Origin of the sequence: Pseudomonas sp. (assembly GCF_026224925.1) — a bacterium.
In the GTDB taxonomy this organism is placed as follows: Bacteria; Pseudomonadota; Gammaproteobacteria; order Pseudomonadales; family Pseudomonadaceae; genus Aquipseudomonas.
In genome coordinates, this window is sequence record NZ_JAMFRV010000256.1 from 1 (window position 1) to 22,996 (window position 22,996).

Annotated in this window: 24 protein-coding genes; 15 read left to right on the plus strand and 9 right to left on the minus strand. The window is 57.2% G+C overall.

Going from position 1 to position 22,996, the window contains the following annotated elements; all coding sequences use genetic code 11:
- From M0974_RS11160 to M0974_RS11170, 3 genes are all read right to left on the minus strand, one after another.
- The coding region (locus M0974_RS11160) for an amino acid ABC transporter permease (RefSeq protein WP_297836213.1) at positions 1-631 on the minus strand (631 nt) is incomplete at its 3' end.
- Positions 632-638: 7 nt separating this feature from the next.
- Positions 639-1,301 carry an amino acid ABC transporter permease gene (locus M0974_RS11165; protein ID WP_297836215.1) on the minus strand — a complete coding sequence of 221 codons (663 nt, stop codon included), beginning with the start codon at positions 1,299-1,301 and terminating at the stop codon, positions 639-641.
- Positions 1,302-1,315: 14 nt separating this feature from the next.
- Positions 1,316-2,161: a transporter substrate-binding domain-containing protein gene (locus M0974_RS11170; protein ID WP_297836217.1), complete on the minus strand. Its 846-nt coding sequence runs from the start codon at positions 2,159-2,161 to the stop codon at positions 1,316-1,318.
- A gap of 215 nt (positions 2,162-2,376) precedes the next feature.
- Between M0974_RS11170 and M0974_RS11175 the strand changes: the two genes are divergently transcribed.
- Positions 2,377-3,279 carry a LysR substrate-binding domain-containing protein gene (locus tag M0974_RS11175; protein WP_297836219.1) on the plus strand — a complete coding sequence of 301 codons (903 nt, stop codon included), beginning with the start codon at positions 2,377-2,379 and terminating at the stop codon, positions 3,277-3,279.
- A 103-nt stretch (positions 3,280-3,382) separates the two neighbouring features.
- Here M0974_RS11175 and M0974_RS11180 read toward each other — a convergent pair whose 3' ends face one another.
- On the minus strand, positions 3,383-4,276 hold the full coding sequence (locus M0974_RS11180) for a LysR substrate-binding domain-containing protein (RefSeq protein WP_297836221.1): 894 nt from the start codon (positions 4,274-4,276) through the stop codon (positions 3,383-3,385).
- Between the two features lie 182 nt (positions 4,277-4,458).
- Here M0974_RS11180 and M0974_RS11185 point away from each other — a divergent pair, with 182 nt between their 5' ends.
- From M0974_RS11185 to M0974_RS11225, 9 genes are all read left to right on the plus strand, one after another.
- On the plus strand, positions 4,459-5,169 hold the full coding sequence (locus tag M0974_RS11185) for an ABC transporter permease subunit (RefSeq protein ID WP_297836223.1): 711 nt from the start codon (positions 4,459-4,461) through the stop codon (positions 5,167-5,169).
- Positions 5,169-5,858: an ABC transporter permease gene (locus M0974_RS11190; protein WP_297836225.1), complete on the plus strand. Its 690-nt coding sequence runs from the start codon at positions 5,169-5,171 to the stop codon at positions 5,856-5,858. The genes M0974_RS11185 and M0974_RS11190 overlap by 1 nt, the downstream gene beginning before the upstream one ends.
- 38 nt (positions 5,859-5,896) lie before the next feature.
- Positions 5,897-6,742: a transporter substrate-binding domain-containing protein gene (locus tag M0974_RS11195; protein ID WP_297836226.1), complete on the plus strand. Its 846-nt coding sequence runs from the start codon at positions 5,897-5,899 to the stop codon at positions 6,740-6,742.
- Between the two features lie 201 nt (positions 6,743-6,943).
- Positions 6,944-8,077, plus strand: a complete 1,134-nt coding sequence (locus M0974_RS11200) for an FAD-binding oxidoreductase (protein WP_297836228.1) — start codon at positions 6,944-6,946, stop codon at positions 8,075-8,077.
- Positions 8,067-8,396, plus strand: coding sequence for a (2Fe-2S)-binding protein (locus M0974_RS11205; RefSeq protein WP_297836230.1), 330 nt, complete (start codon positions 8,067-8,069; stop codon positions 8,394-8,396). The genes M0974_RS11200 and M0974_RS11205 overlap by 11 nt, the downstream gene beginning before the upstream one ends.
- Entirely contained in the window at positions 8,389-9,765 is a 1,377-nt protein-coding gene (locus M0974_RS11210) for an NAD(P)/FAD-dependent oxidoreductase (protein WP_297836232.1), read from the plus strand. The genes M0974_RS11205 and M0974_RS11210 overlap by 8 nt, the downstream gene beginning before the upstream one ends.
- A gap of 47 nt (positions 9,766-9,812) precedes the next feature.
- Entirely contained in the window at positions 9,813-10,166 is a 354-nt protein-coding gene (locus tag M0974_RS11215; protein ID WP_297836234.1) for a RidA family protein, read from the plus strand.
- Between the two features lie 65 nt (positions 10,167-10,231).
- Positions 10,232-10,807, plus strand: a complete 576-nt coding sequence (locus M0974_RS11220) for a GNAT family N-acetyltransferase (protein ID WP_297836236.1) — start codon at positions 10,232-10,234, stop codon at positions 10,805-10,807.
- A gap of 308 nt (positions 10,808-11,115) precedes the next feature.
- Positions 11,116-12,195, plus strand: a complete 1,080-nt coding sequence (locus M0974_RS11225; RefSeq protein ID WP_297836238.1) for an alkene reductase — start codon at positions 11,116-11,118, stop codon at positions 12,193-12,195.
- 47 nt (positions 12,196-12,242) lie between these two features.
- Here M0974_RS11225 and M0974_RS11230 read toward each other — a convergent pair whose 3' ends face one another.
- The 3 genes from M0974_RS11230 to M0974_RS11240 all read right to left on the minus strand — a co-directional run bounded on the left by M0974_RS11230 (position 12,243) and on the right by M0974_RS11240 (position 16,360).
- A complete protein-coding gene (locus M0974_RS11230; protein ID WP_297836240.1) occupies positions 12,243-12,983 on the minus strand; it encodes an SDR family NAD(P)-dependent oxidoreductase in 741 nt (246 codons plus the stop codon).
- Positions 12,984-13,096: 113 nt separating this feature from the next.
- Complete coding sequence (locus M0974_RS11235) at positions 13,097-14,677, minus strand: glycosyltransferase family 39 protein (RefSeq protein WP_297836242.1); 1,581 nt, start codon at positions 14,675-14,677, stop codon at positions 13,097-13,099.
- 291 nt (positions 14,678-14,968) lie between these two features.
- Positions 14,969-16,360 carry an aldehyde dehydrogenase family protein gene (locus tag M0974_RS11240; protein ID WP_297836244.1) on the minus strand — a complete coding sequence of 464 codons (1,392 nt, stop codon included), beginning with the start codon at positions 16,358-16,360 and terminating at the stop codon, positions 14,969-14,971.
- 154 nt (positions 16,361-16,514) lie between these two features.
- Here M0974_RS11240 and M0974_RS11245 point away from each other — a divergent pair, with 154 nt between their 5' ends.
- Together M0974_RS11245 and M0974_RS11250 are read left to right on the plus strand one after the other, a co-directional pair.
- Complete coding sequence (locus M0974_RS11245) at positions 16,515-17,372, plus strand: LysR family transcriptional regulator (protein ID WP_297836246.1); 858 nt, start codon at positions 16,515-16,517, stop codon at positions 17,370-17,372.
- A gap of 51 nt (positions 17,373-17,423) precedes the next feature.
- Positions 17,424-18,650, plus strand: a complete 1,227-nt coding sequence (locus M0974_RS11250; RefSeq protein ID WP_297836247.1) for a serine hydrolase — start codon at positions 17,424-17,426, stop codon at positions 18,648-18,650.
- 7 nt (positions 18,651-18,657) lie between these two features.
- Here the strand turns inward: M0974_RS11250 and gloA are convergent, their stop codons facing one another.
- A complete protein-coding gene (gene gloA / locus M0974_RS11255) occupies positions 18,658-19,188 on the minus strand; it encodes a lactoylglutathione lyase (protein WP_297836248.1) in 531 nt (176 codons plus the stop codon).
- Positions 19,189-19,403: 215 nt separating this feature from the next.
- Here gloA and M0974_RS11260 point away from each other — a divergent pair, with 215 nt between their 5' ends.
- The 3 genes from M0974_RS11260 (at position 19,404) to M0974_RS11270 (ending at position 21,984) form a co-directional block, all read left to right on the plus strand.
- A complete protein-coding gene (locus tag M0974_RS11260) occupies positions 19,404-19,964 on the plus strand; it encodes a twin-arginine translocation signal domain-containing protein (protein WP_297836250.1) in 561 nt (186 codons plus the stop codon).
- 11 nt (positions 19,965-19,975) lie between these two features.
- Positions 19,976-21,544, plus strand: coding sequence for a GMC family oxidoreductase (locus M0974_RS11265; protein ID WP_297836252.1), 1,569 nt, complete (start codon positions 19,976-19,978; stop codon positions 21,542-21,544).
- A 158-nt stretch (positions 21,545-21,702) separates the two neighbouring features.
- Positions 21,703-21,984, plus strand: a complete 282-nt coding sequence (locus M0974_RS11270) for a pentapeptide MXKDX repeat protein (protein WP_297836254.1) — start codon at positions 21,703-21,705, stop codon at positions 21,982-21,984.
- A 114-nt stretch (positions 21,985-22,098) separates the two neighbouring features.
- Here M0974_RS11270 and M0974_RS11275 read toward each other — a convergent pair.
- Positions 22,099-22,996 (minus strand): OB-fold nucleic acid binding domain-containing protein (locus M0974_RS11275; protein WP_297836256.1); only part of this gene is annotated, 898 nt, incomplete at its 5' end.

A 22,996-nucleotide genomic window follows, 5' to 3' on the forward strand; every position in this document is an offset into this window, starting at 1 on the left:
AGCGGCTGAGCCAACTCAGCGACGAACAGATGACGAAGTACACCAGCAGAACCAGGCTGTAGACGGTGAACGCCGGGCTGACCCCGCTCATGACGGTGGTGCGTTCGATGATGATTTGACCGACCTTGAGAAACTCGCCCACACCGACCAACGCACCTAGAGACGTGGCTTGCACGAGCATGGTCAACAGGCCGGTATACGCCGGAAGGATGGCGCGCATGGATTGCGGCGCGATTACGTGCAGATAGATTTGCCAGGGTCGCAGGCCCAAGGCCCAGGCGCTTTTCCATTGGTGACGTGCCACCGATTCAAGGCCCCCGCGGACGATTTCAATTCCATTGGCACTGCCCCATAACGTCAAGCCAGTGGTCACCGCTGCAAACGGGCTCAAATCGAGCCCCAACATCGGTGCGCCGAAGAAGATGAAGAACACGTTAACGATCAGCGGAATTGACCGAAACAGCTCCACATAGCCATGAATGGTCCAGAACAACAGCCGGTTACGCAGCGTCGCCAACACCCCGAACACCGCCGAAATCAGCGTGGTGAACAGCAGGATGACCAACGCTAGGCGCAGGGTCATCCACAAGCCTTTTAAGACGAAACCCCAGTTTTCTATCAGGAAATTCATCCGTGCCTCACTGCTGGAAAGGTCGTTGCAAGTGCGCCGATAAGCGCCCGGTCAGCAGCGACAAAATCGCGACCAACGTCAGGTACATCACGCAAATCGCACTGAACATTTCAATGGCTCGGAAATCGGTGGCGATACGGTCCACCGCGACGAAGGTCAACTCGGCCAGGCCGATGGCTTGCAGGTAAGACGAGTTTTTCAACAATGAAATCGCTGTATTCAGCACCGACGGCAGGCTGGTCCGAAAGGCGATGGGCAATGCAACCAGACGAAAATATTGGCTCGGCTTAAGACTTAGTGCCTCGCTCGCTTCACGCAAGCCATGTTCAACCGTTGCCAGTCCGCCGCGAATATTTTCCACTTGGTAAGCACCAGCCCATAACGACAGGCACAGCACACCGGACCAGAACAGCGACAGCCCCATCCCCACTGCCGGCAGGCCGTAGAAAATGAAAAACAACTGCACCAGAATCGGTGTGTTGCGAATCAGTTCTACGTACCCCACCACCAACTGCGACAGGACGGGAATTCTCAACGTCCGCACTGCGCCGCCAAGAATCCCGATCAACAGCGACAACCCAATGGCCAGTAGCGAAACCCGTAGCGTCATCAACATGCCATCGAACAACGCCGGCCATTGTGCCCATAGGTAATTGACGTCGAAATCCATAACAGGACGCCCGATCAGAGTGTTTCAACAGGTTTAGCCTGCTCGAAAACACTGAAGTAATAGCTGCGAATATTCTCGGGCACGTAGTGTTCGACCCAGCCGTGGAATAGCTTTTCTTCATGCATGCGGGCGATGGCGGCGCTCAGGTAATCGCGCCATTGTTCTTCATTTTTGCGCACGCCGATGGCGGCATCGGATATCTGGAACGGTACGCCCAACAAGCGTGAGTTTGGATCGTTCGCGACGACCACCACCAGCGTTGCGGCATCGTGGGTGTAGGCGTCGGCACGGCCTTGGCGGAAGGTCTGCAAGGCATCAGCGGCACTGTTCATGCGCAGCGTTTTGACTTCCGGCATATGGTCTTCAAACCACTTGGCTTGTACCGAACCCTTCAACGTGGCCAAGGTTTTGCCCTTGAGGTCAGCAATGGTTTTGATGTCGCTGTTGTTGGCTACGGCAACGTCACTGGCGCCCCACCGATAGGGCACGGTGAAGTCGATGACGCGCTGGCGCTCCGGGGTGACACCCAAGGTCGCGATGAGGAAGTCCACCTTGCGCCCCAACAACTGCGGCACTCGGTTTTCAGCAGTCACGCAGGTAAACGTCACCTTGTCTTTGGAGCCCAACGCCCACTCGGCAACCTTGCGCGACATCTCGACTTCGATCCCGGCGAACTCGCCGTTATTGTCCTGATAGCCGTAAGGAGGCTGATCGCAGCGCACACCAGCACGCAGCTGGCCGGCTTGTTTGATTTCATCCGGGACTGGGGGAAGCTCCGCGGCGTGCAACTGTGATATGGCCGCCATGGACAGGCAGGAGATCACGATGACACGGCTTAGGGATTTGAACGATAACGACATAGTGCCTCCTGGTAACCACACACGGCCCCTGCCAAATGGCAAAGTCACGTAACGAATTCAAGGGCAGAACTGAAAAGATAGGACGGTTGCGTTTGGCGTTGACTCCGCGCTTTCCTCTGTAGGGAGCGTCGTGTCGAGATCAGTTATAAAGCCTCTGGCTCATGTCAACAAATGACAATACAGTAGGCGTCCATACCAATTTGATATGTCATGCCATGAACTTCAAACAAGTCGAAGCGTTCCGAGCGGTGATGTTGAGCGGCTCCATGACCGCCGCAGCCGAGTCGCTGCATACCTCGCAACCCAACATCAGTCGGTTGATCGCGCAGCTGGAACGCAGCAGTGGCTTCAAATTGTTCGAACGCCTCGCTGGCCGATTGTTGCCCACCGACGAAGGTGCCGCGTTGTTCGCTGACGTCGAGCGGGCATTTATTGGTTTGCAAAGTCTGCAGCACTCTGCGCAAAACATTCGTCGCGCAGGCACCGGCAGACTGCGAATCGCCGCGGTGCCATCGTTGTCGCTGACGGTCTTGCCGCAGGTCATTCAACGCTTTCGCCAACAAAATCCTGATGTCGCGATTTCAGTCCACACCAACTATTCGCCCATGGTTGCGCATTGGGCTGCCTCGCAATTTTGCGATTTGGGCTTGGCGTCTTATATGGGCGATGTCACACCTGGGGTTCGCACTGAGCTGATCTGCGACGTGCCTGGGGTTTGTGTTTTTGCCAAAGGACACAGGCTTGGCGCGCTGACCTCGATTGGTCCAGAGGATTTGAAGGGCGAAGAGTTCGTATCGCTGGTGGACAACGACGGAACGCGGGCGCGTATTGACAGGGTCTTCGCCGAACCCAAGGACTACCGAAAACTAAACCTGGAAACACCCTTCGCCGCGACCATCTGCTCGTTGGTGGCGCTGGGGTTGGGCGTCAGTATCGTCAGCCCTCTGGTGGCCGTGGAATACCTGCACATGGGCATAGAAATTCGTCCATTTCGACCACATATTCGCTTTTCCACCTACCTGCTGGTCCCCGCCGACCGCCCGCAAAGCCTGCTCTCACAACGCTTCGGGGTGTTGATCAACGAAATGTTGACGCAAGCGACCAAGGACTGGCAGTGAATATGCAAATACGCTGTAGGAACAGCGATGGCTGCGATAAGGGCCCAAGGCCCTCTACAGGGCTTCGACCGGATACAGATATCTGGACCTGCGGAAATTTGGCTCAACCTTCCAACTCCAGCCCTGCGTTGTAGGCTAAAAACTCACTGGAGAACAGATCCATCAAGCCCCCTCCTCGCTGGGTTTTCGAGCGAATGACCAAAAAACCGGTGTCGATATGAACGCTCAGTGGGCGTACTTCCAGACCACGCCCGACAAAATCCCGTGCCGTATTGGGATCCACAACACAGACACCCAGCCCCCGCGCGACCAGTGCGCAAGCGGTGTAAGACAGGCCGGTTTCGATGCGGATGGTGCGTGGCACTTCAGCGAATGCAAGGTCTACCCCCGCGGCAAACAATGACCCGGAGGCGAGACCGATGAACTGTTCATTGGCTAAATCCTCAGGTTTTAAGACGCTGTGCGCAGTCAATGGATGCCCCTCTGGCAACACCACAACAGAAGCCAGCGGCACCGATTTAATGTCCAGGCCATGCCGATCCAGCGGGCCTTCGGCGTATCCAATGTCGGCTTGACCGGCAGCGATCATTTCTGCCACTAAATGCGACGGCACGCCCAGCAGCGTTACTTGCAATTGCGGCCGCGTGGCAAGGAACTCGGCTAAAAACATCGGCAGTAAGGTATTGGCCACCGCTGGCATGGCGGCGATTCGCAGCGACCCCGCAGTGTGTTGACGTATGCCGACCGCGAGCCGGGCTATCCGCTCCAGGCCAATGAAGGAACGGTCGACCTCGGCCACCAACGCAGTGGCGCCCGCTGTGGGCAACAATTGGTTGCCTCGGCGCTCAAACAGCGCAAACGAGACTGCCTCCTCGAAATCGCGAATCAAGCGAGTCACCGCAGGCTGGGTGATGGCCATCAAGTCGGCAGCGCCGGTCATGCTGCCGGTACGCATCACCGCATGAAACGCTTCGACTTGCCGCAGATTAAGCCTCACTCAAAACTTCCATAACATTTGGTCATTTCGAAACCTTAAAAAGTGATTATGGATCATGCACCAACAATGAGAAATTGGCCCCAGAAAAATTATTAGGCAGCCGCTCAGCGGTGTCCGCGGCATGTCCGCTCTCTTCTTATCTGCCGTAACCGCTGCTCACCCAGGTGAGTCGGGAGCGTTTTGTGTCCTTCTGGCAATTAATGGGTTTTGGCGTAAACGGCTGGGCAGCCGACATGGTGTGGGCGACCGTCATCACCTGCGCCATCGCGTTGTGCGGCTTTTTGCTCGGCGCGGTGATTGGCTGTTTGGGCTGCTGGGCAAAGCTATCGTCATTCCTGTTGCCGCGCCTGGCGGCCGATGCCTACACCACGGTGCTGCGCGGCGTTCCCGATTTGCTGGTGATCTATCTGCTGTACTTCGGCAGCAGCATGGTCCTGACCGACGTGGCGAAATGGTTTGGGGTCAGCGGCTTTTTCGGATTACCCGCCTTCCTCGTGGGCACTGTCGCCATCGGCGTTGTCTCTGGTGCTTATCAGATTGAGGTCCTGCGTGGCGCGTTCGGTTGCGTACCGGGCGGCACCATCGAAGCGGCTCGCGCACTGGGCCTCTCGGGCTGGCGCCTATTGCTGTTGATCATCGTCCCGCAGACATTGCTGCATGCCTTGCCTGGGCTGGGCAACGTCTGGTTATTGGTGCTGAAAGAGTCGGCGCTGATCTCCGTGGTCGGTGTCGTCGAACTGATGCGCCAAGCACAAATTGGCGCCGGGGCCACCCATCAACCGTTCTACTTCTACCTTGCTGCAGGCGCTCTGTATCTGCTCGTTACGCTGCTCAGCGGCCACGGTTTACGCCGGCTTGAACGACGCCTCGCGCGGCCGATGGGGAGAAGCTGATGGATTGGGTCTTTCTGCTCGACTGCTTTCAGCGGCTGCTGCGCGGTTTGCCGCTGACCTTGAAACTGGCCGGTTTTTCCTGCCTCGCCGGCTTCTTTTTGGCGTGGTTGTTGTGTGCCATGCGCCTTTCTGGACGGCGGGTTCTGGACTACCCGGCACGTATCTTTGTCGAGGTCTTTCGTGGCACGCCACTGCTGGTGCAGCTGTTCATTTTCTATTACGGCTTCGGTCAATTCGCTTGGCTGCGCGAGAGCTTCGCCTGGGCTTACCTGCGCGATGCGTACTGGTGCGCATTACTGGCATTGACCCTGAACACCGCCGCCTATGCCAGCGAGATTCTGCGCGGAGGTGTGCTCTCGGTGGCCCGCGGCCCCAAGGAAGCTGCCAGTGCCTTGGGCATGTCGCGTACGCAAATCTGGCGCTACGTGATCCTGCCGCTGGCGTGGAGACAAATGCTGCCCGCCTACGGCAACGAAATCATTCTGATGGTCAAGTCGACGTCGCTGGCATCGATTGTGACTTTGATGGAAGTCACCGGCATCGCCGCCAAATTGATCTCTGAAAGCTACCGACCCGTGGAAGTTTTCCTCTGCGCCGGGGCGATGTACCTAACGCTCAACTTCCTGATTACACGCTGCATCGCACTGCTTGAGTCCCGGATGAACCGGGCTGCAAGGGCGAGGCATTAACGATGAAAAACCATCCGATAACCTGTTGGGGAAATGCCATGTCGTGGAAAGTAGTGCTGGGAAGTGTGCTGGCGGTGTGTTTGACAGGCAACGGGGTTCAGGCGGCTGAGCAGCCGGTGCTGAAGATTGTGACCGAGGGCGCTTACGCCCCGTGGAACTTCATCCGCCCCGGTGGCCAGGTAGACGGCTTCGAAATTGATCTGGCCCATGACCTGTGCGCGCGAATGCAGGTGCGCTGCGAGATCACAGCTCAAGATTGGGACGGCCTGATTCCGTCACTCAATGCTGGCAAATTCGACGCGATTATGGCGGGCATGAGCATCACCGATAAACGCCAGGAAGTGATCGCTTTCAGTCGACCTTATGCGGCGCCGCTGAACAGCTTTTTAGTCATGGACAAAGGCTCGCTGGCGGCATTGCCGGGGGCTCAGGCCGTGATCAACCTGGACCAAAACGAAGCAGGTGCTAAAGCACTAGTCGAACAGATGAAGCCGTTGCTCAAGGGCAAAGTACTGGGCGTGCAAGGGTCCACCACCGCTTCGGCGTTCGCGGCGAAATACCTGTCTGAGATTGTTGAAGTGCGCGAGTACAAAACCGTGGATGCGCACAACCTCGACCTCCTGAGTGGCCGAATTGATGCCGTGCTCGCCAACGCCGTGGTGCTGAAACAAGCCACCGGCCAAGCGGACATGCAGGGCACCAAGATGGCCGGACCTATCTTCGCGGGCGGCGTGTTTGGACCGGGTATCGCGGTGGGCCTGCGTAAAGGTGACAGTGAATTGAAAGCGCATTTCGATCAGGCGATTACTGCCGCAGTGGCCGACGGCACCCTGAAACGCCTCTCGGAAAAATGGCTGAAGCTCGACGTGACACCGATTCAATAACGTCACGAACGCGACACGTGTAGGAGCGGGCTTGCTCGCGATCGACTGCAAAGCAGTCGTACTCCAGCGGATGCAATTCCTCCGGCTAAAACCGGGTTTGGCACTTGGGACCGCTTCGCGATCCATCACGAGCAAGCCCGCTCCTACATTTAATAATTGTTTCATTCAAAAATTGAGTGCTGTCTGAAAGGAGCGGTTTCAATGAGTGTCGACCCGGTAGTGGTCGTTGGCGGAGGGCTGGTGGGATTGGCTGTCGCTTACGGGCTGGCGTGCAGCGGTGCCAAGGTGCGCTTGCTGGATGAAGGCGACCGTGCCTGGCGTGCGGCTCGTGGCAATTTTGGTTTGGTCTGGGTCCAAGGCAAAGGCTACGGGAATCCCGAGTACGCGCGTTGGAGCCGAACCTCGGCGGTCTTGTGGCCGCAACTGGCGCAAGACCTGCTGCATGACACCGGGATCGACGTACAACTGCGTCAGCCCGGCGGTTTTTTGCTGTGCCTGACTGACGCCGAATTGGCTGAAGAAAGCGAGCGCTTACGCTGGCTGCATGAAGCGCTGGATGGCGATTACCCTTACCAACTGCTGGACCCGGTCAGCTTGCGTCGGCGGTTGCCGGGCGTGGGTCCAGACATTGTCGGCGCCTGTTATTCGCCAGCCGATGGCCACGTCAATCCACTGTTATTGCTGCGCGCCTTGAGCGTTGCCGCGCAGAAGCGCGGCGTGGTGGTCGAAACCGGACGCCATGTCACGGGCATCAGCCGAACCAGCGAGGGCTATTGCCTGCAAGGCGAAACTCAACAATGGCTGGCTGACAAAGTCGTGCTATCGGCAGGCTTGGGTAATCAAACCCTGGCCGCTCAGGTCGGGCTTGAGGTTCCGGTAAAACCGAACCGCGGGCAGATTCTGATCACTGAACGTATTGAGCCGTTTCTCGACTACCCCACCAATTACGTGCGGCAAACCGCTGAAGGCAGTGTGCAACTGGGCGATTCCCATGAAACAGCCGGCTTGAACGACGACACCAGCGTCAGCGTCATGGCTGACCTGGCGCGCCGCGCGATTACGTGTTTCCCCCGGCTGGCCGGGATCAATGTGGTCAGGGCCTGGGGCGCATTGCGCGTGCTGAGCCCAGACGGTTACCCGATTTATCAGGAATCCAGCGACTGCCCCGGCGTGTTCGCCGCCACCTGCCACAGCGGTGTAACCCTTGCTGCGGCGCATGCCTATCGGCTCGCCCCATGGATCGCCGGGGGTGAAGCGCCGTCAGGTTTGGAAGTTTTCAGTGATCGACGATTTGCCGTCGTTCCCCCAATAACCGGAGCGAGCCATGTCCAGTGACCCGCTGTTTCGCAGCCTTGAACGCCCAACAGATACTGTCGTCATCCAGTTCGACGGCGTCGCATTACAGGTGCCGGCAACGCTATCGCTTGCCGCTGCACTGATCGCGGCTGGGATTCGCCAAACCCGAACCACCCCGGTCAGCAGCGCGCCACGCACCGCATTCTGCATGATGGGCGTGTGCTTCGACTGCCTGGTGGAGATCGAGGGTGTCTCTCGGCAAGCTTGTCAGGTCATGGTTTACCCAGGCCTTGAGGTGCGCAGTCATCACGCCGGGAACCACCACGCAGGCAACATCGAGGAACGCAGTGATGATTGAAACCATCGAGGTGGTCATTATCGGCGCCGGTCCTGCTGGATTGGCGGCCGCGCGCGAGGCCCGAGCCTTGGGTTTGCAGGTCATAGTGCTCGACGAACAGCACACCCCCGGCGGGCAGATTTATCGAGGCGTGAGGTGTTCGCCAGCGGCACGCCAAGCACTGCTGGGCACTGATTACCAAGCGGGCGCGGCGCTGGTCAGTAAGTTTCTCGCCAGCGGCGTAGATTATGTGCCGGGTGCCAGTGTGTGGTTGATCACCGCTGAACGGCGCGTACATTACCTGGTGGCTGGAAACGCACGCGTGGTCCAGGCGCAGCGGGTAATCTTCTGCTGCGGTGCTTACGAACGTCCGATGCCGATCCCCGGCTGGACCTTACCCGGCGTCATGACCGCAGGTGCTGGCCAAGTGTTGCTGAAAAGTGCCGGGCAAGTGCCGGCCAGCAAAGTGCTGTTGGCGGGAAGCGGCCCGCTACTTTATTTGCTGGCCTGGCAATACTTACAGGCCGGGATAAAAATCACTGCATTAGTGGATACCAGCAGCCGCCGTGATCTGCGCAGTGGATTGCGGCACCTGCCAGCGGCATTGCCCGGTTGGCGGCAATTGGCCAAGGGCATTGGCTACATAAGAGCGATCCAGCGCGCAGGTATTCCCTGGTATCGCAGCGCAACCAAGCTATGCGTTGAAGGCACCACGTCGGCCAAAGCGCTGACCTTTGAAGCCAAAGGTCGCACCCACCGCATCGACAGCGAACTGATTTTGTTGCATCAGGGCATCGTGCCTAATACTCAACCGACACTGGCGCTGGGTGCCAAGCACCGCTGGGATGAAAGCCAACTGTGCTGGATCGCACGACAGGACACCTGGGGCGAACTCAGCGTTCCCGGCTGCTTTATTGCAGGCGACGCAGCAGGTATAGACGGCGCCCAAGCCGCGTATTTACAAGGCCAAGTCGTAGCCATTGGCGTCGCGTGCTCGTTGCAACGTTTATCTGTGCCAGACGCCGAACGTCGTGCGGCACCTTTGCGCAACGCATTGCGACGCTATCGCTGCCTACGGCCTTTGCTGGAAACACTCTATCGTCCACAGGATGAATTTCGCCGCCCCGCAAACGCCACGGTTGTGTGCCGCTGCGAGGAAGTGACCGCTGGCGACATTCGTGGGTATGCCGCACTCGGCTGTATTGGCCCCAATCAGACCAAAGCCTTCGGCCGTTGCGGCATGGGCCCTTGCCAAGGGCGAATGTGCGGCTTGGCCGTCACTGAATTACTGGCTGACGCCCACGGTATGTCGCCGGCGGACGTTGGTTATTACCGTATCCGCCCTCCTCTTAAGCCCATCACGCTGGCCGAACTGGCCACTGAGCACTGATCACTGATCTAAACGCCGACCCAAAACTGACCTAAGGAATGTGTTCCATGAGTTCGATTCAACGCCAAGATAGCAACGCCAAACTCAGCCGTGTGGTGATCCACAACGGCGTCGCCTGGCTGGCCGGCGTGGCTCCCTCTGACTGCACGCAAGACATCGCCGGACAAACGCGCCAGACCCTGGCACGCATCGACGAGGTGCTCGCACTCGCGGGCACGGATCGCCAGCGCTTGTTGTCGGTACAAATCTGGATGTCTGACATGGCCCGCGACGTCGACGCCATGAACGCCGAATGGACCACCTGGTTGGGCGACGCTGGCCGGCCGGCCCGTGCCACCTGCCAAGTAGCGTTCGATGACCCGGACCTGTTGGTAGAGATCATCGTCACCGCGGCCGTTTAAGTTTTGCCAGAAGGCTGCCAGACTGGTCACCAGCCAGTCTTCCAGCCCGCTTTGCAGAGTGCATCATGATTCAGATTCGCCCTATGACCGCCGCCGATTTCCCACGTTTTTGGCCGACCTTTCAGGCGGTTGTCACTGCCCAGCAAACCTACGCTTATGACCCGGCAACCACCGAGGAGCAGGCGCTTCAGTTGTGGTTGCATACACCGCTACATACATTGATCGCCGAAGAAGACGGCGTGTTGCTCGGCAGTTATTACCTCAAAGCCAATGCTGCCGGTCCCGGCGGCCACGTCAGTAATTGTGGCTACATGGTCAGCGAGGCCGCCCGCGGGCGTGGTGTCGCTCGGCTGATGTGCGAGCACTCCCAGCAACTGGCCCGCGACAGCGGCTTCCTGGCCATGCAGTTCAACTCGGTGGTGGCAAGCAACGAAGTGGCCGTCGCGCTGTGGCACAAGCTTGGTTTTGAAACCGTCGGACGCCTGCCCCGTGCCTATCGGCATGGGCAATTGGGGCTGGTGGATTGCCTGGTGATGTTCAAATGGCTGGCAGAGCCTGTCGAAAAACCGGCAGCGCCACGCGCCCAATTGATTGGTCGCAAGAATATTGAGTCGGTGGTGTCGCGTCCGCGGCGTGGTTAATCCGCTGATCCAGCGCCACACCGCGGTTGCTGCCTTCCCGAATGAATTCGGTCCCACAATGGATTGCAGTTCAGCCTGTGGGACCGAACTTGTTCGGGAAGCAGACAACGCGGTACATCAGACAGACCGAGGCGTGGCATTCGCGAACAAGTTCGCTCCCACCGGATGTCCAATTACCGCGGATCTAGCGCCTAAAGATTCACAACTTTTCAGAGCTTTTGGCATCGTATTGACGAGCGCGGCAGAAATGCATAGCGCATTGTTCTCGATGACGACCTTCTAAAATGCTTTTTAAAAGGAAACGCTGAATGCCCTCTCTCTTTGATCCGTTGAAAATTGGCACGCTCTGGGCACCTAACCGCGTATTGATGGCGCCTTTAACCCGTGGTCGTGCGACCCGTGAGCATGTGCCCACCGAGTTGATGATCGAGTACTACTCGCAGCGCGCCAGTGCTGGCCTGATCATCACTGAAGCCACCGGTATCAGTCAGGAAGGCCTTGGCTGGCCTTATGCGCCGGGGATCTGGAGCGACGAGCAAGTCCATGCCTGGAAACGCGTGACAGATGCCGTTCACGAGCAAGGTGGGCGCATTGATTTGCAACTGTGGCACATGGGGCGCATCGTTCACCCGAGCTTTCTTGGCGGTGCGCAACCAGTGTCATCTTCGGCGACTACCGCACCGGGCAGCGCGCACACCTATGACGGCAAGCAACCCTATGCACTGGCGCGGCCGTTAAGCATTGATGAGATCAAACGCCTACTCGATGACTACGCCAAAGCAGCAACCAATGCGATGGCTGCAGGGTTTGACGGGGTAGAAGTTCATGCCGCCAACGGCTACCTGATCGACCAATTCCTGCGCGACAACACCAATTTTCGCAAGGACGAGTACGGCGGCTCCATCGAGAACCGCATTCGCCTGTTGGTTGAAGTCACTCAGCGGGTAGCCGATACCATCGGCGCGGAACGCACCGGGGTACGTTTGTCGCCGAACGGTGATTCCCAAGGCGTCAATGACAGCAACCCAGAGGCACTGTTTAGCGCCGCAGCCGCTGCGCTGGATGAAATTGGCATCGCTTATCTGGAACTTCGTGAACCGTCCTTCACCGGCACGTTCGGCAAAGCTGATCGTCCTCCGGTGCATCCAGTGATTCGCAAGGCCTTCAGCGGCGCATTGTTTTTAAACTCTGATTACACTTTTGCACGCGCCCAGGCGGCGCTGGCTGCAGGCGAAGCCGACGGCATCGCGTTCGGTCGGCCGTTTCTGGCCAATCCGGACCTGCCGTATCGGTTCGCCAAAAACTTGCCGCTCAACGAAGACGTCATGCAAACCTGGTACAGCCAGGGGCCACAAGGCTACGTCGACTACCCGACTGCTGAGGACTGAAAGGTCATTGTTGGAAAAAACGGGCTGATTTAATCAGCCCGTTTTTATTAGAACGCTTCCTTGTATGGCCTCAGATCCAGCTCTTGGGTCCAGGCGCTGCGCGGTTGTGTGTGCAAGTACCAATAGGCATCGGCAATATCTTCCAGGCCTAACGAACCGTCATCACCCAGTTGTTCCAAACGCTGTGGCGCATAACTGCGCATTCGTTCGCCATTGATTCCGCCGTCGATGATCACGTGGGCGACGTGCACGTTAAGCGGCCCAAACTCTCGGGCAAACGTCTGGCTAAGCGAGCGCAACCCGGCTTTTGCCGCAGCAAACGCCACGAACGGAGGCTTACCGCGCAGTGAGGCGGTGGCGCCGGTGAACAACAGCGTGCCGCCGCCATTGTCCAGCAACACACGTGTTGCCTCACGACCGAACAAGAAACCGCCAAACGTAGACGCACGCCACGTTTGCTCGAACAACTCGGCGCTCAGTTCCAGCGTGGGCGCCGCTACCGAATTGCCTACGTTGAAAATGGCGACCTTCAATGGCCCTAGGGTCTTGATGTGTTTAACAGCCGCTAGAATGTCGGCTTCGCTGCCGGCATCCCCGGGCAAGGCCACCGCTTGACCACCTTGAGCCTGGATGTCATCGACCACAGCCCGCAATTTTTCGGGGCTGCGGCCACTGACCACGACCTTATAACCGCCTTGGGCGAAGCGCCGAGCCAGTGCAGCGCCAAGGCCGGCAATGGCGCCCACACCGTTGATCCAGACGACTTCTGAGGATTGAGAAATGGTCATAAAAGACTCTTGATGGGAAGGATTCGCTTCAATCTACCCATAAGATGATGACTACGATAAGAACACTGGCATCTAAGGTTATGCCCGAACTTGAACTGCACCCCATCCCGTCATCAATGAATCGAGTACAGGCGAACCTCGGTATCACCGACTTTCAATTCTTTCTCTTTGGTCCAGTCGTTCGGGATCGAGCGGAAGTCATCGGGCGGATAGCTGCCGCTGACCAACCACACTCGGCCTGTGCCTTTGGGTAACACTTGCAGACGATCGACGTAGATTTTATCCGCGCTCTCATCGACCAATGTGCCGAACCCGTAGGCATTCGGACGTCCCGAGCCGCCATCCGGCAAAGACGGGGTGTAAAGCAATGGCTCCGCGCCGGTCTTGTTGTAGTAGACGTAACCGAAATACCAGAACAAATCACTGACCACTATACGATCGCCGGCGACGTAGTTCTGATTCACGTAGTTGACCAGCACGTCGAACTGATCGGCATCGACGCTGTAATTATTGCGCAACCCGTCCATTTCCAGTCCCAGCACCGCGACCAACAGGCCGATGGCCAATACCCGGAAGCGCCGTTCAAGTTGATCGATGGCAACCGCCAGCACCAGCGGCAAGCCAATGGCGGCAAACATCAAATAACGCTCGACCAACAGCGGCGTCACGAAGGACACCGCAAAAATCACCAGCACCGGCAGGAACGTGTACGACACCAGCAGTGTGTTGAACCGAAAATGACTACGGTCACGCAAGAAAACCACAGCCGCTGCTGCCGCGATCATCAGTGGCATGAGCACGTACAGCGGAAGCCAGACGTCAGTGCCGTCTTTCAAGGTCATGAATTGCCAGATCGCCGAGGGCAAAGAGCCCAGCGTGACCGGTGGAATCCAACCTACATCGCCGCCCACCCGCAACTGATCCAAGTGCGTCAACTGGCCTACCAGACTTGGAATCCAGGGGGCATACAGAGCAACAATAGCGAGGTTGGCTACCCACCATGCCGGTCGCGTGATCAGCTTGAGCTTGTCATCCGACTTGCAGCGCAACATCAGCAGGTAGAACCAATGGGCCAATACGCACAGGCAGGTGAAGTAATGGGTGTAGAAGCTCGCGGTCATCAGTAGCGCGTAGATAGCCAGATAACGCTGATGATTGGGGTTTCTGACCCAATAGACCAGCGCAATGGTGGCCCCCATCAACCAGAGCCCCATCAGGGAGTACATCCGTACTTCCTGGCTATAACGAACGGTAATTGGCATCAGCGCCAGCAATATACCGCCAAGCACCGCCGCGCGTGGAGTGGCGACCAACCGCATCAACCAAAACGCCAGGCCCACCGTTGCAACACCGGGCAATGCACTCATGGCCCGGATCGAAAAGATGCCGTCGCCAAACAGGCTCATCCAGGCATGCAGCAGCAGGTAATAAAGAGGGGGATGAACGTCGTGGGCACTGTGAAACCAAGTCAGCGCCGGGGAATACTGGCTCATCAGCAGGCTGGAGCCTTCATCGCACCAGATTGCAGTCTGGGTCAAACCGTAAAACCGCGCGATGGCCGCCAGTGCCAGAACAGGCACGAACCACAACGCATGTATCCATAGACCATGACTCAGCAGCGACGAGCGTTGGGTCTCTTCCATCTGCTGGCGATAGAAAGGTTCCCCCAACTCGATATCCCGTTGTAGCTTCATTCGCTCTCCGCATCAAACCGTCAATAATGGTATTGCCATACTCGCCACATCAAGGGTTCAAGGCACGGCGCTGCATAAGAAAAATGCGAAGGCGAACCGTTCCAGATAACGCTTTACTGACTGGAAGCGATGGTACCTGCGCATTTGTTAAAACGTCCAACTGTGAATGGATTTTGCCCGTTCAAGTCACACGTAATGCGCTATTGAGGTTTATTTAGGGAACAAGTTCCGAGGGGGCTTTTTGGACAACGCAAGTCCCTCGCCTAATATGCACCAGACGAGGGACTTGACTCAGCGCCGATCAACCCAGACGGTCTGGGCATTACAGAACTCATGCAGGCCAAAATGTGACAACTCTCGGCCAAAACCGCTTTTTTTCACCCCGCCGATCGGCACGCGAGGGTCGGAAGCAGTGTAACCATTGATAAACACGCCGCCAGTTTCCAGACGTGCGGCAATATTTTTTGCGAGCGCCACGTCAGCTGTCCATACGCTGCCCGCCAAACCGAACTCGCTGTCATTGGCCAGTTCGACGGCATGTTCAGCGTCACGGGCACAAATCAGTGAAGCAACCGGGCCGAACAGTTCTTGAGTGAACGAAGTCATGCCGGGGCGAACATTGGCCAGTACCGTCGGCGCGTAATAGTTACCCTCCCCCGGAATTTTATGACCGCCATAGAGCAGTTGCGCGCCTTCGGCGAGGGTTGCTTGCACTTGGCCATCCAGTTCATCGCGCAGGTCATAGCGCGCCATCGGTCCGATGTAGGTGTCTTCAGCCAGTGGGTCGCCGACTTTGAGTGCCTTGACCGCCAACAGAAATTTTTCCGTGAACAGCTCAAGCACACTTTCTTCGACAATGATTCGTTTGGCGGCAACGCACACCTGCCCACTGTTCTGGAAACGGCCAGCAGTGGCGGCCTTAACCGCTTCATCCAGGTCGGCGTCAGCGAGCACGATGAAAGGATCGGAGCCACCCAGTTCAAGGATGCATTTCTTCAGTGCCGCACCCGCTTGGGAGGCAATTGCTGAGCCAGCACGCACACTACCGGTGACTGCGACTGCGGCAATGCGTGGGTCGGCAATTGCTACTGATACGCCGTCGGGGGTGACGTTAAGTACTTCGAATACACCTTCTGGCAGACCGGCGTCTACCCAGGCATCGCGCAACAGATAAGCGCAGCCCATGATGTTCGGCGCATGTTTCAGTACATAGGTGTTGCCAGCCAGGATAATCGGCACCGCGCCACGCAGCACTTGCCACATGGGGAAGTTCCACGGCATCACGGCCAACACCGGCCCCAACGGCAGATAGGACACGTAGGCCTTATCGTTTTCGACCATGGTTTTTTCCGGCTGCAAAATCGCTGGACCGTGCTCGGCGTACCACTCGCATAACACCGCACATTTTTCGACTTCAGCGCGACCTTGGGCCACCGGCTTGCCCATCTCCAAGGCGGCCATACGCGCCATCGGTTCAAGGGCACGGCGCAATGCGCTGGCCATCTTCAACAACACCACGGCACGCTCAGCGATAGAGGTGGCGCGCCAGGTCTTGAAACCTTTGGTGGTGCGTACCAGCGCCTGCTCCAGTTCGGCAGCGTTCTCGAAGGGATACTGCGCAATCGTTTCGCCGGTGGTTGGGTTAAGCGAAATAGCGTGCGGGGGGAATGCAGAAGCGGTCATGTAAAAACTCCTCATGTCTTTTCAAGCCATCCAGCGGTGGTTGATGCGCGCCGTTGATGGAAGTTAAGGCCTAAGGTAGGCTGAGTTAGCGCAACTTAATAATGAATAATAATCAAAGAATCATTCTTTCCAAGAGAAGGTACAACGTCAAATCATGGACCTGACCCAGCTTGAGTTGTTTAAAGCCGTTGCCGAAGAAGGCAGCATCAGCGCCGCCGCACAGCGTTTACACCGAGTTCCTTCGAACCTCACCACCCGAATCAAACAGCTTGAGCAAGAGCTGGGCGTCGATCTGTTCATCCGCGAAAAACTACGCCTAAGGCTGTCGGCTACCGGTTGGACATTCCTCGATTACGCGCGGCGCATCCTCGATCTGGTGGAGGAAGCGAAACAGGCGGCCTCGGGAAGCGAGCCACAGGGTGGTTTCACACTGGGCTCGCTTGAAAGCACGGCAGCAGTACGTATTCCGTCATTGCTGGCTGCGTTTCACCAACGCTACCCCAAGGTTGAACTGGATTTTTCCACGGGGCCGTCCGGAGATATGATTGAAGGCGTATTGTCTGGACGATTAAGCGCGGCGTTTACCGACGGCCCATTGCGACATCCGAATCTTGAAGGTATTGAGGTGTTCGAGGAGGAAATGGTCGTGATGACCGCCGCCGGCCACCCCCCCGTGACCCGCCCGCAGGATGTCAATGGCAAGACAATTTATGCGTTTCGTGCGAACTGCTCATACCGACGGCATTTTGAGGAATGGTTCATGTCAGATCAGGCATCGCCGGGCAAAATCTTCGAAATCGAGTCCTACCACGCCATGCTCGCCTGCGTGACTGCGGGTGCAGGCGTGGCAATGATCCCGCGCAGCATGCTGGAGAGCATGCCCGGCAGCACTAACGTCAGCGTTTACGCCATTGAGGAAAAATTCCGTCATCTGACGACTTGGCTGGTCTGGCGCAACGGCGTGCGCTCGCCCAACTTGAATGCGTTTATTGAATTGGTTCAGCTAAGGTGATGGCGAAGTAATCAGCCATCACCTCGATATCGACTACTGGAGAACCCACTTTTGACCACCCCAGAATCCGTAGGACTGTCTTACGAACGTTTGTCACGTATCGACGCATTCATTCAGGAAAAGTACATCGACACCGGCAAACTGCCTTGCGCCCTCACCCAGATCTGGCGCCATGGCCAATTGGCGTACACCTCGGTGCTGGGTTCAGCGGACGTCGAGCGTGGCCAGCCATTAAAAGCCGACAGCTTGTTCCGTATCTATTCGATGACTAAACCGATCACCTCCATCGCTTTCATGATGTTGGTCGAGGAAGGTAAGGTCTCGTTGGACGATCCTGTCGCACGCTACATTCCATCCTGGGCTGGTTTAGGTGTGTTTCAAGCTGGGCTGACCGGAGCGTTCCAAACCCGTAAGCCCGCGCAAGCCATGCGTGTCATTGATCTGCTGCGTCACACGTCAGGCCTGACCTATGGCTTTCAACAACGCAGCAATGTCGACGCCACCTATCGCGAGCTAAAGCTGGATGGCGTCAATACCGAGGGTGGACTTGAGGCGTTCGTTGCGGCGCTGGCCAACGTGCCGCTTGAATTTGATCCCGGCGACGCGTGGAACTACTCCGTGTCGACCGACGTACTGGGCTATCTGGTGCAGGTTATTTCCGGCATGCCATTCGAGAGCTTCCTTCGCTCTCGGATTTTTGAACCTCTGAACATGGTCGATACAGGCTTTTCCGTACCTGAAGCGCAGCAGCACCGCTTGACCGCCTGTTACGTCCTGGATCAACGGGGCAACGTGGTACTGCAAGACGATCCGACCACCAGCAACTTTTTAACCGACCCGGCCACTAAGTCGGGCGGCGGCGGTCTGGTATCGACGGCCGATGACTACATGCGCTTCAGCCGCATGCTACTCAACGGTGGCGAATTGGACGGTGTACGCATCGTCAGCCCGAAAACCCTCAAGCTGATGACCATGAACCACCTGCCCGGCGGCAAGGAGCTAGGGGAATTGTCCAACTCGCCGTTCAGCGAGTCCTTGGTCGACGGGTTGGGATTTGGACTGGGCTTCGCCGTGACAATCAATCAGGCCCGCACCATGAACAATGGGTCTCTTGGCGAATTCTTTTGGGGCGGCATGGCGTCCACCGGATTCTGGATTGATCCGGTGGAAGACATTGCGGTGGTGTTCATGACCCAGCTAATCCCGTCGAATGCTTACCCTATCCGACGGGAACTGCGCACGCTGGTGTATTCGGCGCTGACCCAGTCAGACGCCTGATCGGTTCTCAGCTTTTACCGAGATTGGCCAGTAAATCCGCCTGGACGATCTCGATCCAGTAGTTGTCCGGATCGCTGATGAAGGCCACGTGCTTCATGCCTTTGTCCAGACGCTTCACAAATGGCACCTGTAGGGCATCGAAGCGCACACACGCGGCTTCGATGTCCGGTACAGAAAAGCAGATATGACCGAAGCCACGGGGGTCTTGGTTGCCATTGTGGTACTGGGAATCGTCGCTTTCCGTACCCCAGTTATGGGTCAGCTCCAGCACCGACTCACGGCCAAAGGTATACACCTGACGCTCACCCGACTCGTCCGGCACGTTTTCGCCTTTGGTCATCGCCAAAAACATCAGCGAAAACTTCGCCTCCGGAAAATCCACCTTGCGCAACAACCGCATGCCCAGCACACGGCTGTAGAAATCCAGTGACCGCTCGGGGTCTTTAACCCGCAGCATGGTGTGGTTGAACACGTAATCCTGAGTGACTGCATCGGGTGTCAGACAGACGCCGGGCTGATTTTCGCTGACAAAGGACATGACTGGATTCGCTGTTGTGAGGGTCAGATCAGTCTAGTTGAGGTGTTGGGGGGGGCGGGTAATACGGGGTTACTACGAGATTGATCAAGGCATCTCAGGTAACCGAGCGCCCTTATAACCACGTAGTAGCTCGCTATTACCTATCCGCCCTCAGGCCTACTAGTATCAATTGAGCTGAATCACGTCCTACAAAAAAAATAACAAGGAAAATAGCCATGAGTGACCTGAAACTCGATCGCCGCCGCTTTCTTCAGGGAAGTGGCGGTCTGCTGCTGGGTACCTTGTTGTTCGGTTCTGGGCCCATCGCTCTATTAGCCCCCAGCCAAAGCTGGGCACTGCCAATGACCACGCTGGACACTGCCACCGGCGACTATTTAATGGTCGTTGTTCGGCGCATATATCCCCACGATGGGATGGAAGATGCGGTTTATGCTTTCGCAGTAAAATCCCTCGACGAAAAAGCCTCCAAAGACCCCGGCATTGCTGACTTGCTCAAAAACGGTGTAGCCGACCTCGATCAAAAAGCCGGTGGGTCGTGGCTGAAGCTCGATGAAACGCATCAAGTCGCGATCCTCGAATCCATACAACACAGCGACTTCTTCACCATGGTTCGCGGCACCGCTGTCGCATCCCTTTACAGCAATGAACTCGCTTATCTGCACTTTGGTTATGAAGGTGCCTCCTTTCCGAAAGGTGGCTATCTGCACCGTGGATTCAACGACCTGACGTGGTTGCCCAATCCTCCTGCCGATGCCAGCCCTACTCCCCTTTCTTGAGGAACACCGCAATGACTACCTATGCACTAGATGACGACACCGTAGTAGTGATTATTGGTTCCGGGGCCGGTGGCGGCACGTTGGCCAACGAACTGTGCCAAAAAGGTATTCCGGTGGTGCTTCTGGAAGCCGGTGAGCGGCAGTCCACGGCGACCTTTATCAACGACGAATGGCCTGCGTTTGCACAGTTGTCCTGGACGGACAAACGCACCACCTCTGGCACGTGGCGCGTAGCCAAGGATTTCCCGAACCTGCCCGCCTGGATCTGCAAAACCGTTGGTGGCACCACCACACACTGGGCCGGGGCCAGTTTGCGCTTTCGCGATTATGAGTTCCGCGCGCTGGAAACCTATGGCGCTGTCAAAGATGCCGACCTGCTGGATTGGCCGATAACGTTGGCCGAGCTAGAACCCTATTACGCTCGTGCCGAAGACAAAATGGGCGTGACCCGCACCAATAACGTCCCAGGCCTGCCCGGCAACAACAACTTCAAGGTGCTGTACAACGGGGCGACGAAAGTCGGTTACAAAGAGTGCTCCACCGGGCACATGGCAATTAACAGCGTACCGCGTGCCGGTCGCGCGTCTTGCCAGCAATTAGGTTTCTGCTTCCAGGGCTGCAAGATGGGCGCGAAGTGGTCAACGCTTTATACCGAAATCCCTGCTGCCGAAGCCACCGGCAAGCTTGAGCTACGCCCCCAATCTCAGGTTTTGCGCATCGAACATGATGAAAAGGGCTTGGCCAACGCTGTGGTGTACGCCGATGCCAAGGGCCAGGAGCAACGCCAGAAAGCGCGTGTCGTAGCGGTAGCCGGCAACGCTATCGAAACCCCACGGTTACTGCTCAACTCTTCCAGCACAATGTTTCCCCACGGTCTGGGCAACGGCGCAGGCATGGTTGGCAAGCACTACATGCGTCACATGACAGGTTCGGTATTTGCGGAATTCAAGGAGCCGGTGCACTTCTATCGCGGCACTATCATGGCGGGCATCATCAGCGACGAGGTGGCCAACAAGCCCTCCCGCGGATTCGTCGGGGGCTACGAAATGGAAACCATCTCCCTCGGGCCGTCGTTCATGGCTGCGTTCTTCAATCCCGGCGCATGGGGCCGCGACTTTACCCGCGTGCTGGATCAATACACGCACCTTGCTGGCATGTGGCTAATTGGCGAGGACATGCCCCGCGCGAGCAACCAAGTCACCATCAATGACGGGGTCAAGGATCAGTTCGGCATGCCGGTGGCCAACGTTCACTATGACGACCATCCCAATGACCTGGCCATGCGCGAACATGCTTTCACTCAAGGCGAAGCAGTATATGCGGCGGCTGGAGCGCTCAAGACGCACCGCGTGCCGCCCTATCCTTCGACGCACAACATGGGCACCTGCCGGATGAGTGCCAAGGCGCAAGACGGTGTTTGTAACAGTCACGGACAAAGCCATGAAGTGGCGAATCTGTTCATCTCCGACGGCAGTCAGTTCACCACCAGTGCGGCGGAAAACCCGACCTTGACCATCGTCACGCTGGCGATTCGACAAGCCGATTACATTGCTGAATCGTTGAAGGCGCAGCGGATCTGACGGCGTTGGAGGCGCCTGAGTTATCACGTTTAATTTAAACGTGCGTGAGGACTTCGTTACGGCGAGCGCTCAACAATGGAGACCAGTTAGCGAATAACTAACGGCGTGCAGCCACTGGCTGTACGCCTCTCCACACCAACGTTCGAAGGAAATTCCTCATGAAAAAGTTATCAGTAGTCGTATTGTCCATGTGCATGGCAGTGGGTGCAGTCAGCAGCGCATTTGCAGCCGACACCACCAGCGACGACGCCATGAGCAAAGGCAGCATGTCCAAGGACACAATGTCCAAAGATGCGATGAAGAAAGACACCATGAGCAAGGACAGCATGTCCAAAGACGCTATGAAGAAAGGCAGCATGAACAAAGACAGCATGTCCAAAGATGCCATGAAGAAAGACCCTATGAGCAAAGACGAAGCCAAAGACCCGATGTCGCATTGATCGCAATGATTGGTTGTTTGAACTAACGCCTTCGCGAACACGTTCGCTCCTACGGAATTTGTGCAGTTAACACAAACTCCGTGGGAGCGAAGTCGTGTAGGGCTTTGGGTGGGATTATTTAAAGTCCCGACTGCGCACATCCAGTCCAGTCAGTAATGGTGTGAGGTCCTGCAAGCGTTGGGCAATCAGATGCCGGACGCCGTCTTTTGACTCCAGACGTCCGTAAACCTGTAACAACTGCGAGTCCACCAACACTCGCCGTTGGCGTTCGGCCAGGTCGTGCCAGACCACCACGTTAATCATTCCGTACTCATCTTCCAAGGTGACGAAAATCACCCCGCTGGCGGTTTGCGGTCGTTGCCGACCGGTGACCAGCCCGGCGGCATTGATGCTACGGCCATGCTCAATACTGATCAGGTCCCTTGAGCTGCGACAGCGTCGAGCCATAAGTTGCGGTCGCAACAAGGCCAATGGATGCGGGCCCAGCGTGGTGCCAATGGTGTCGTAATCGGCGTACAGGTCTTCGCCCACAGTGGGCAGTAGCAGCGGAACGTGTGGCTCTTCAATAGCTGATTGTTCAGCGAACAAAGGCCGTTGCGCCTCGACACCCGCCACTTCCCAGCGCGCCCGATGCCGATGGCCGAGCAAACCTCGCAATGCCCCGGAATCAGCCAACGACTCCCGGGCGCGGTTATCCAGACGCGCGCGTTCGCACAGGTCGCTGGCATCAACAAACGCCCGCTGGGCACGGGCTTTTTCGATGCGCTGCGCGTCGTCCTCACGAAACCCTCGAATCATGCGCAGGCCGAGGCGAATCGCCAAGTCTGCCGTGCAGGGCTCAAGGGAACAGTCCCACTCGCTGTAACGCACATCCACCGGGCGAATTTCGATCTGATGACGCCGTGCGTCCTGCAGAATTTGATCCGGGCTGTAGAAGCCCATGGGCCAGCTGTTGATCAAGGCACAAGCAAAGGCCGCAGGCTCGTGGCATTTCAGCCAGCAACTGGCGTAG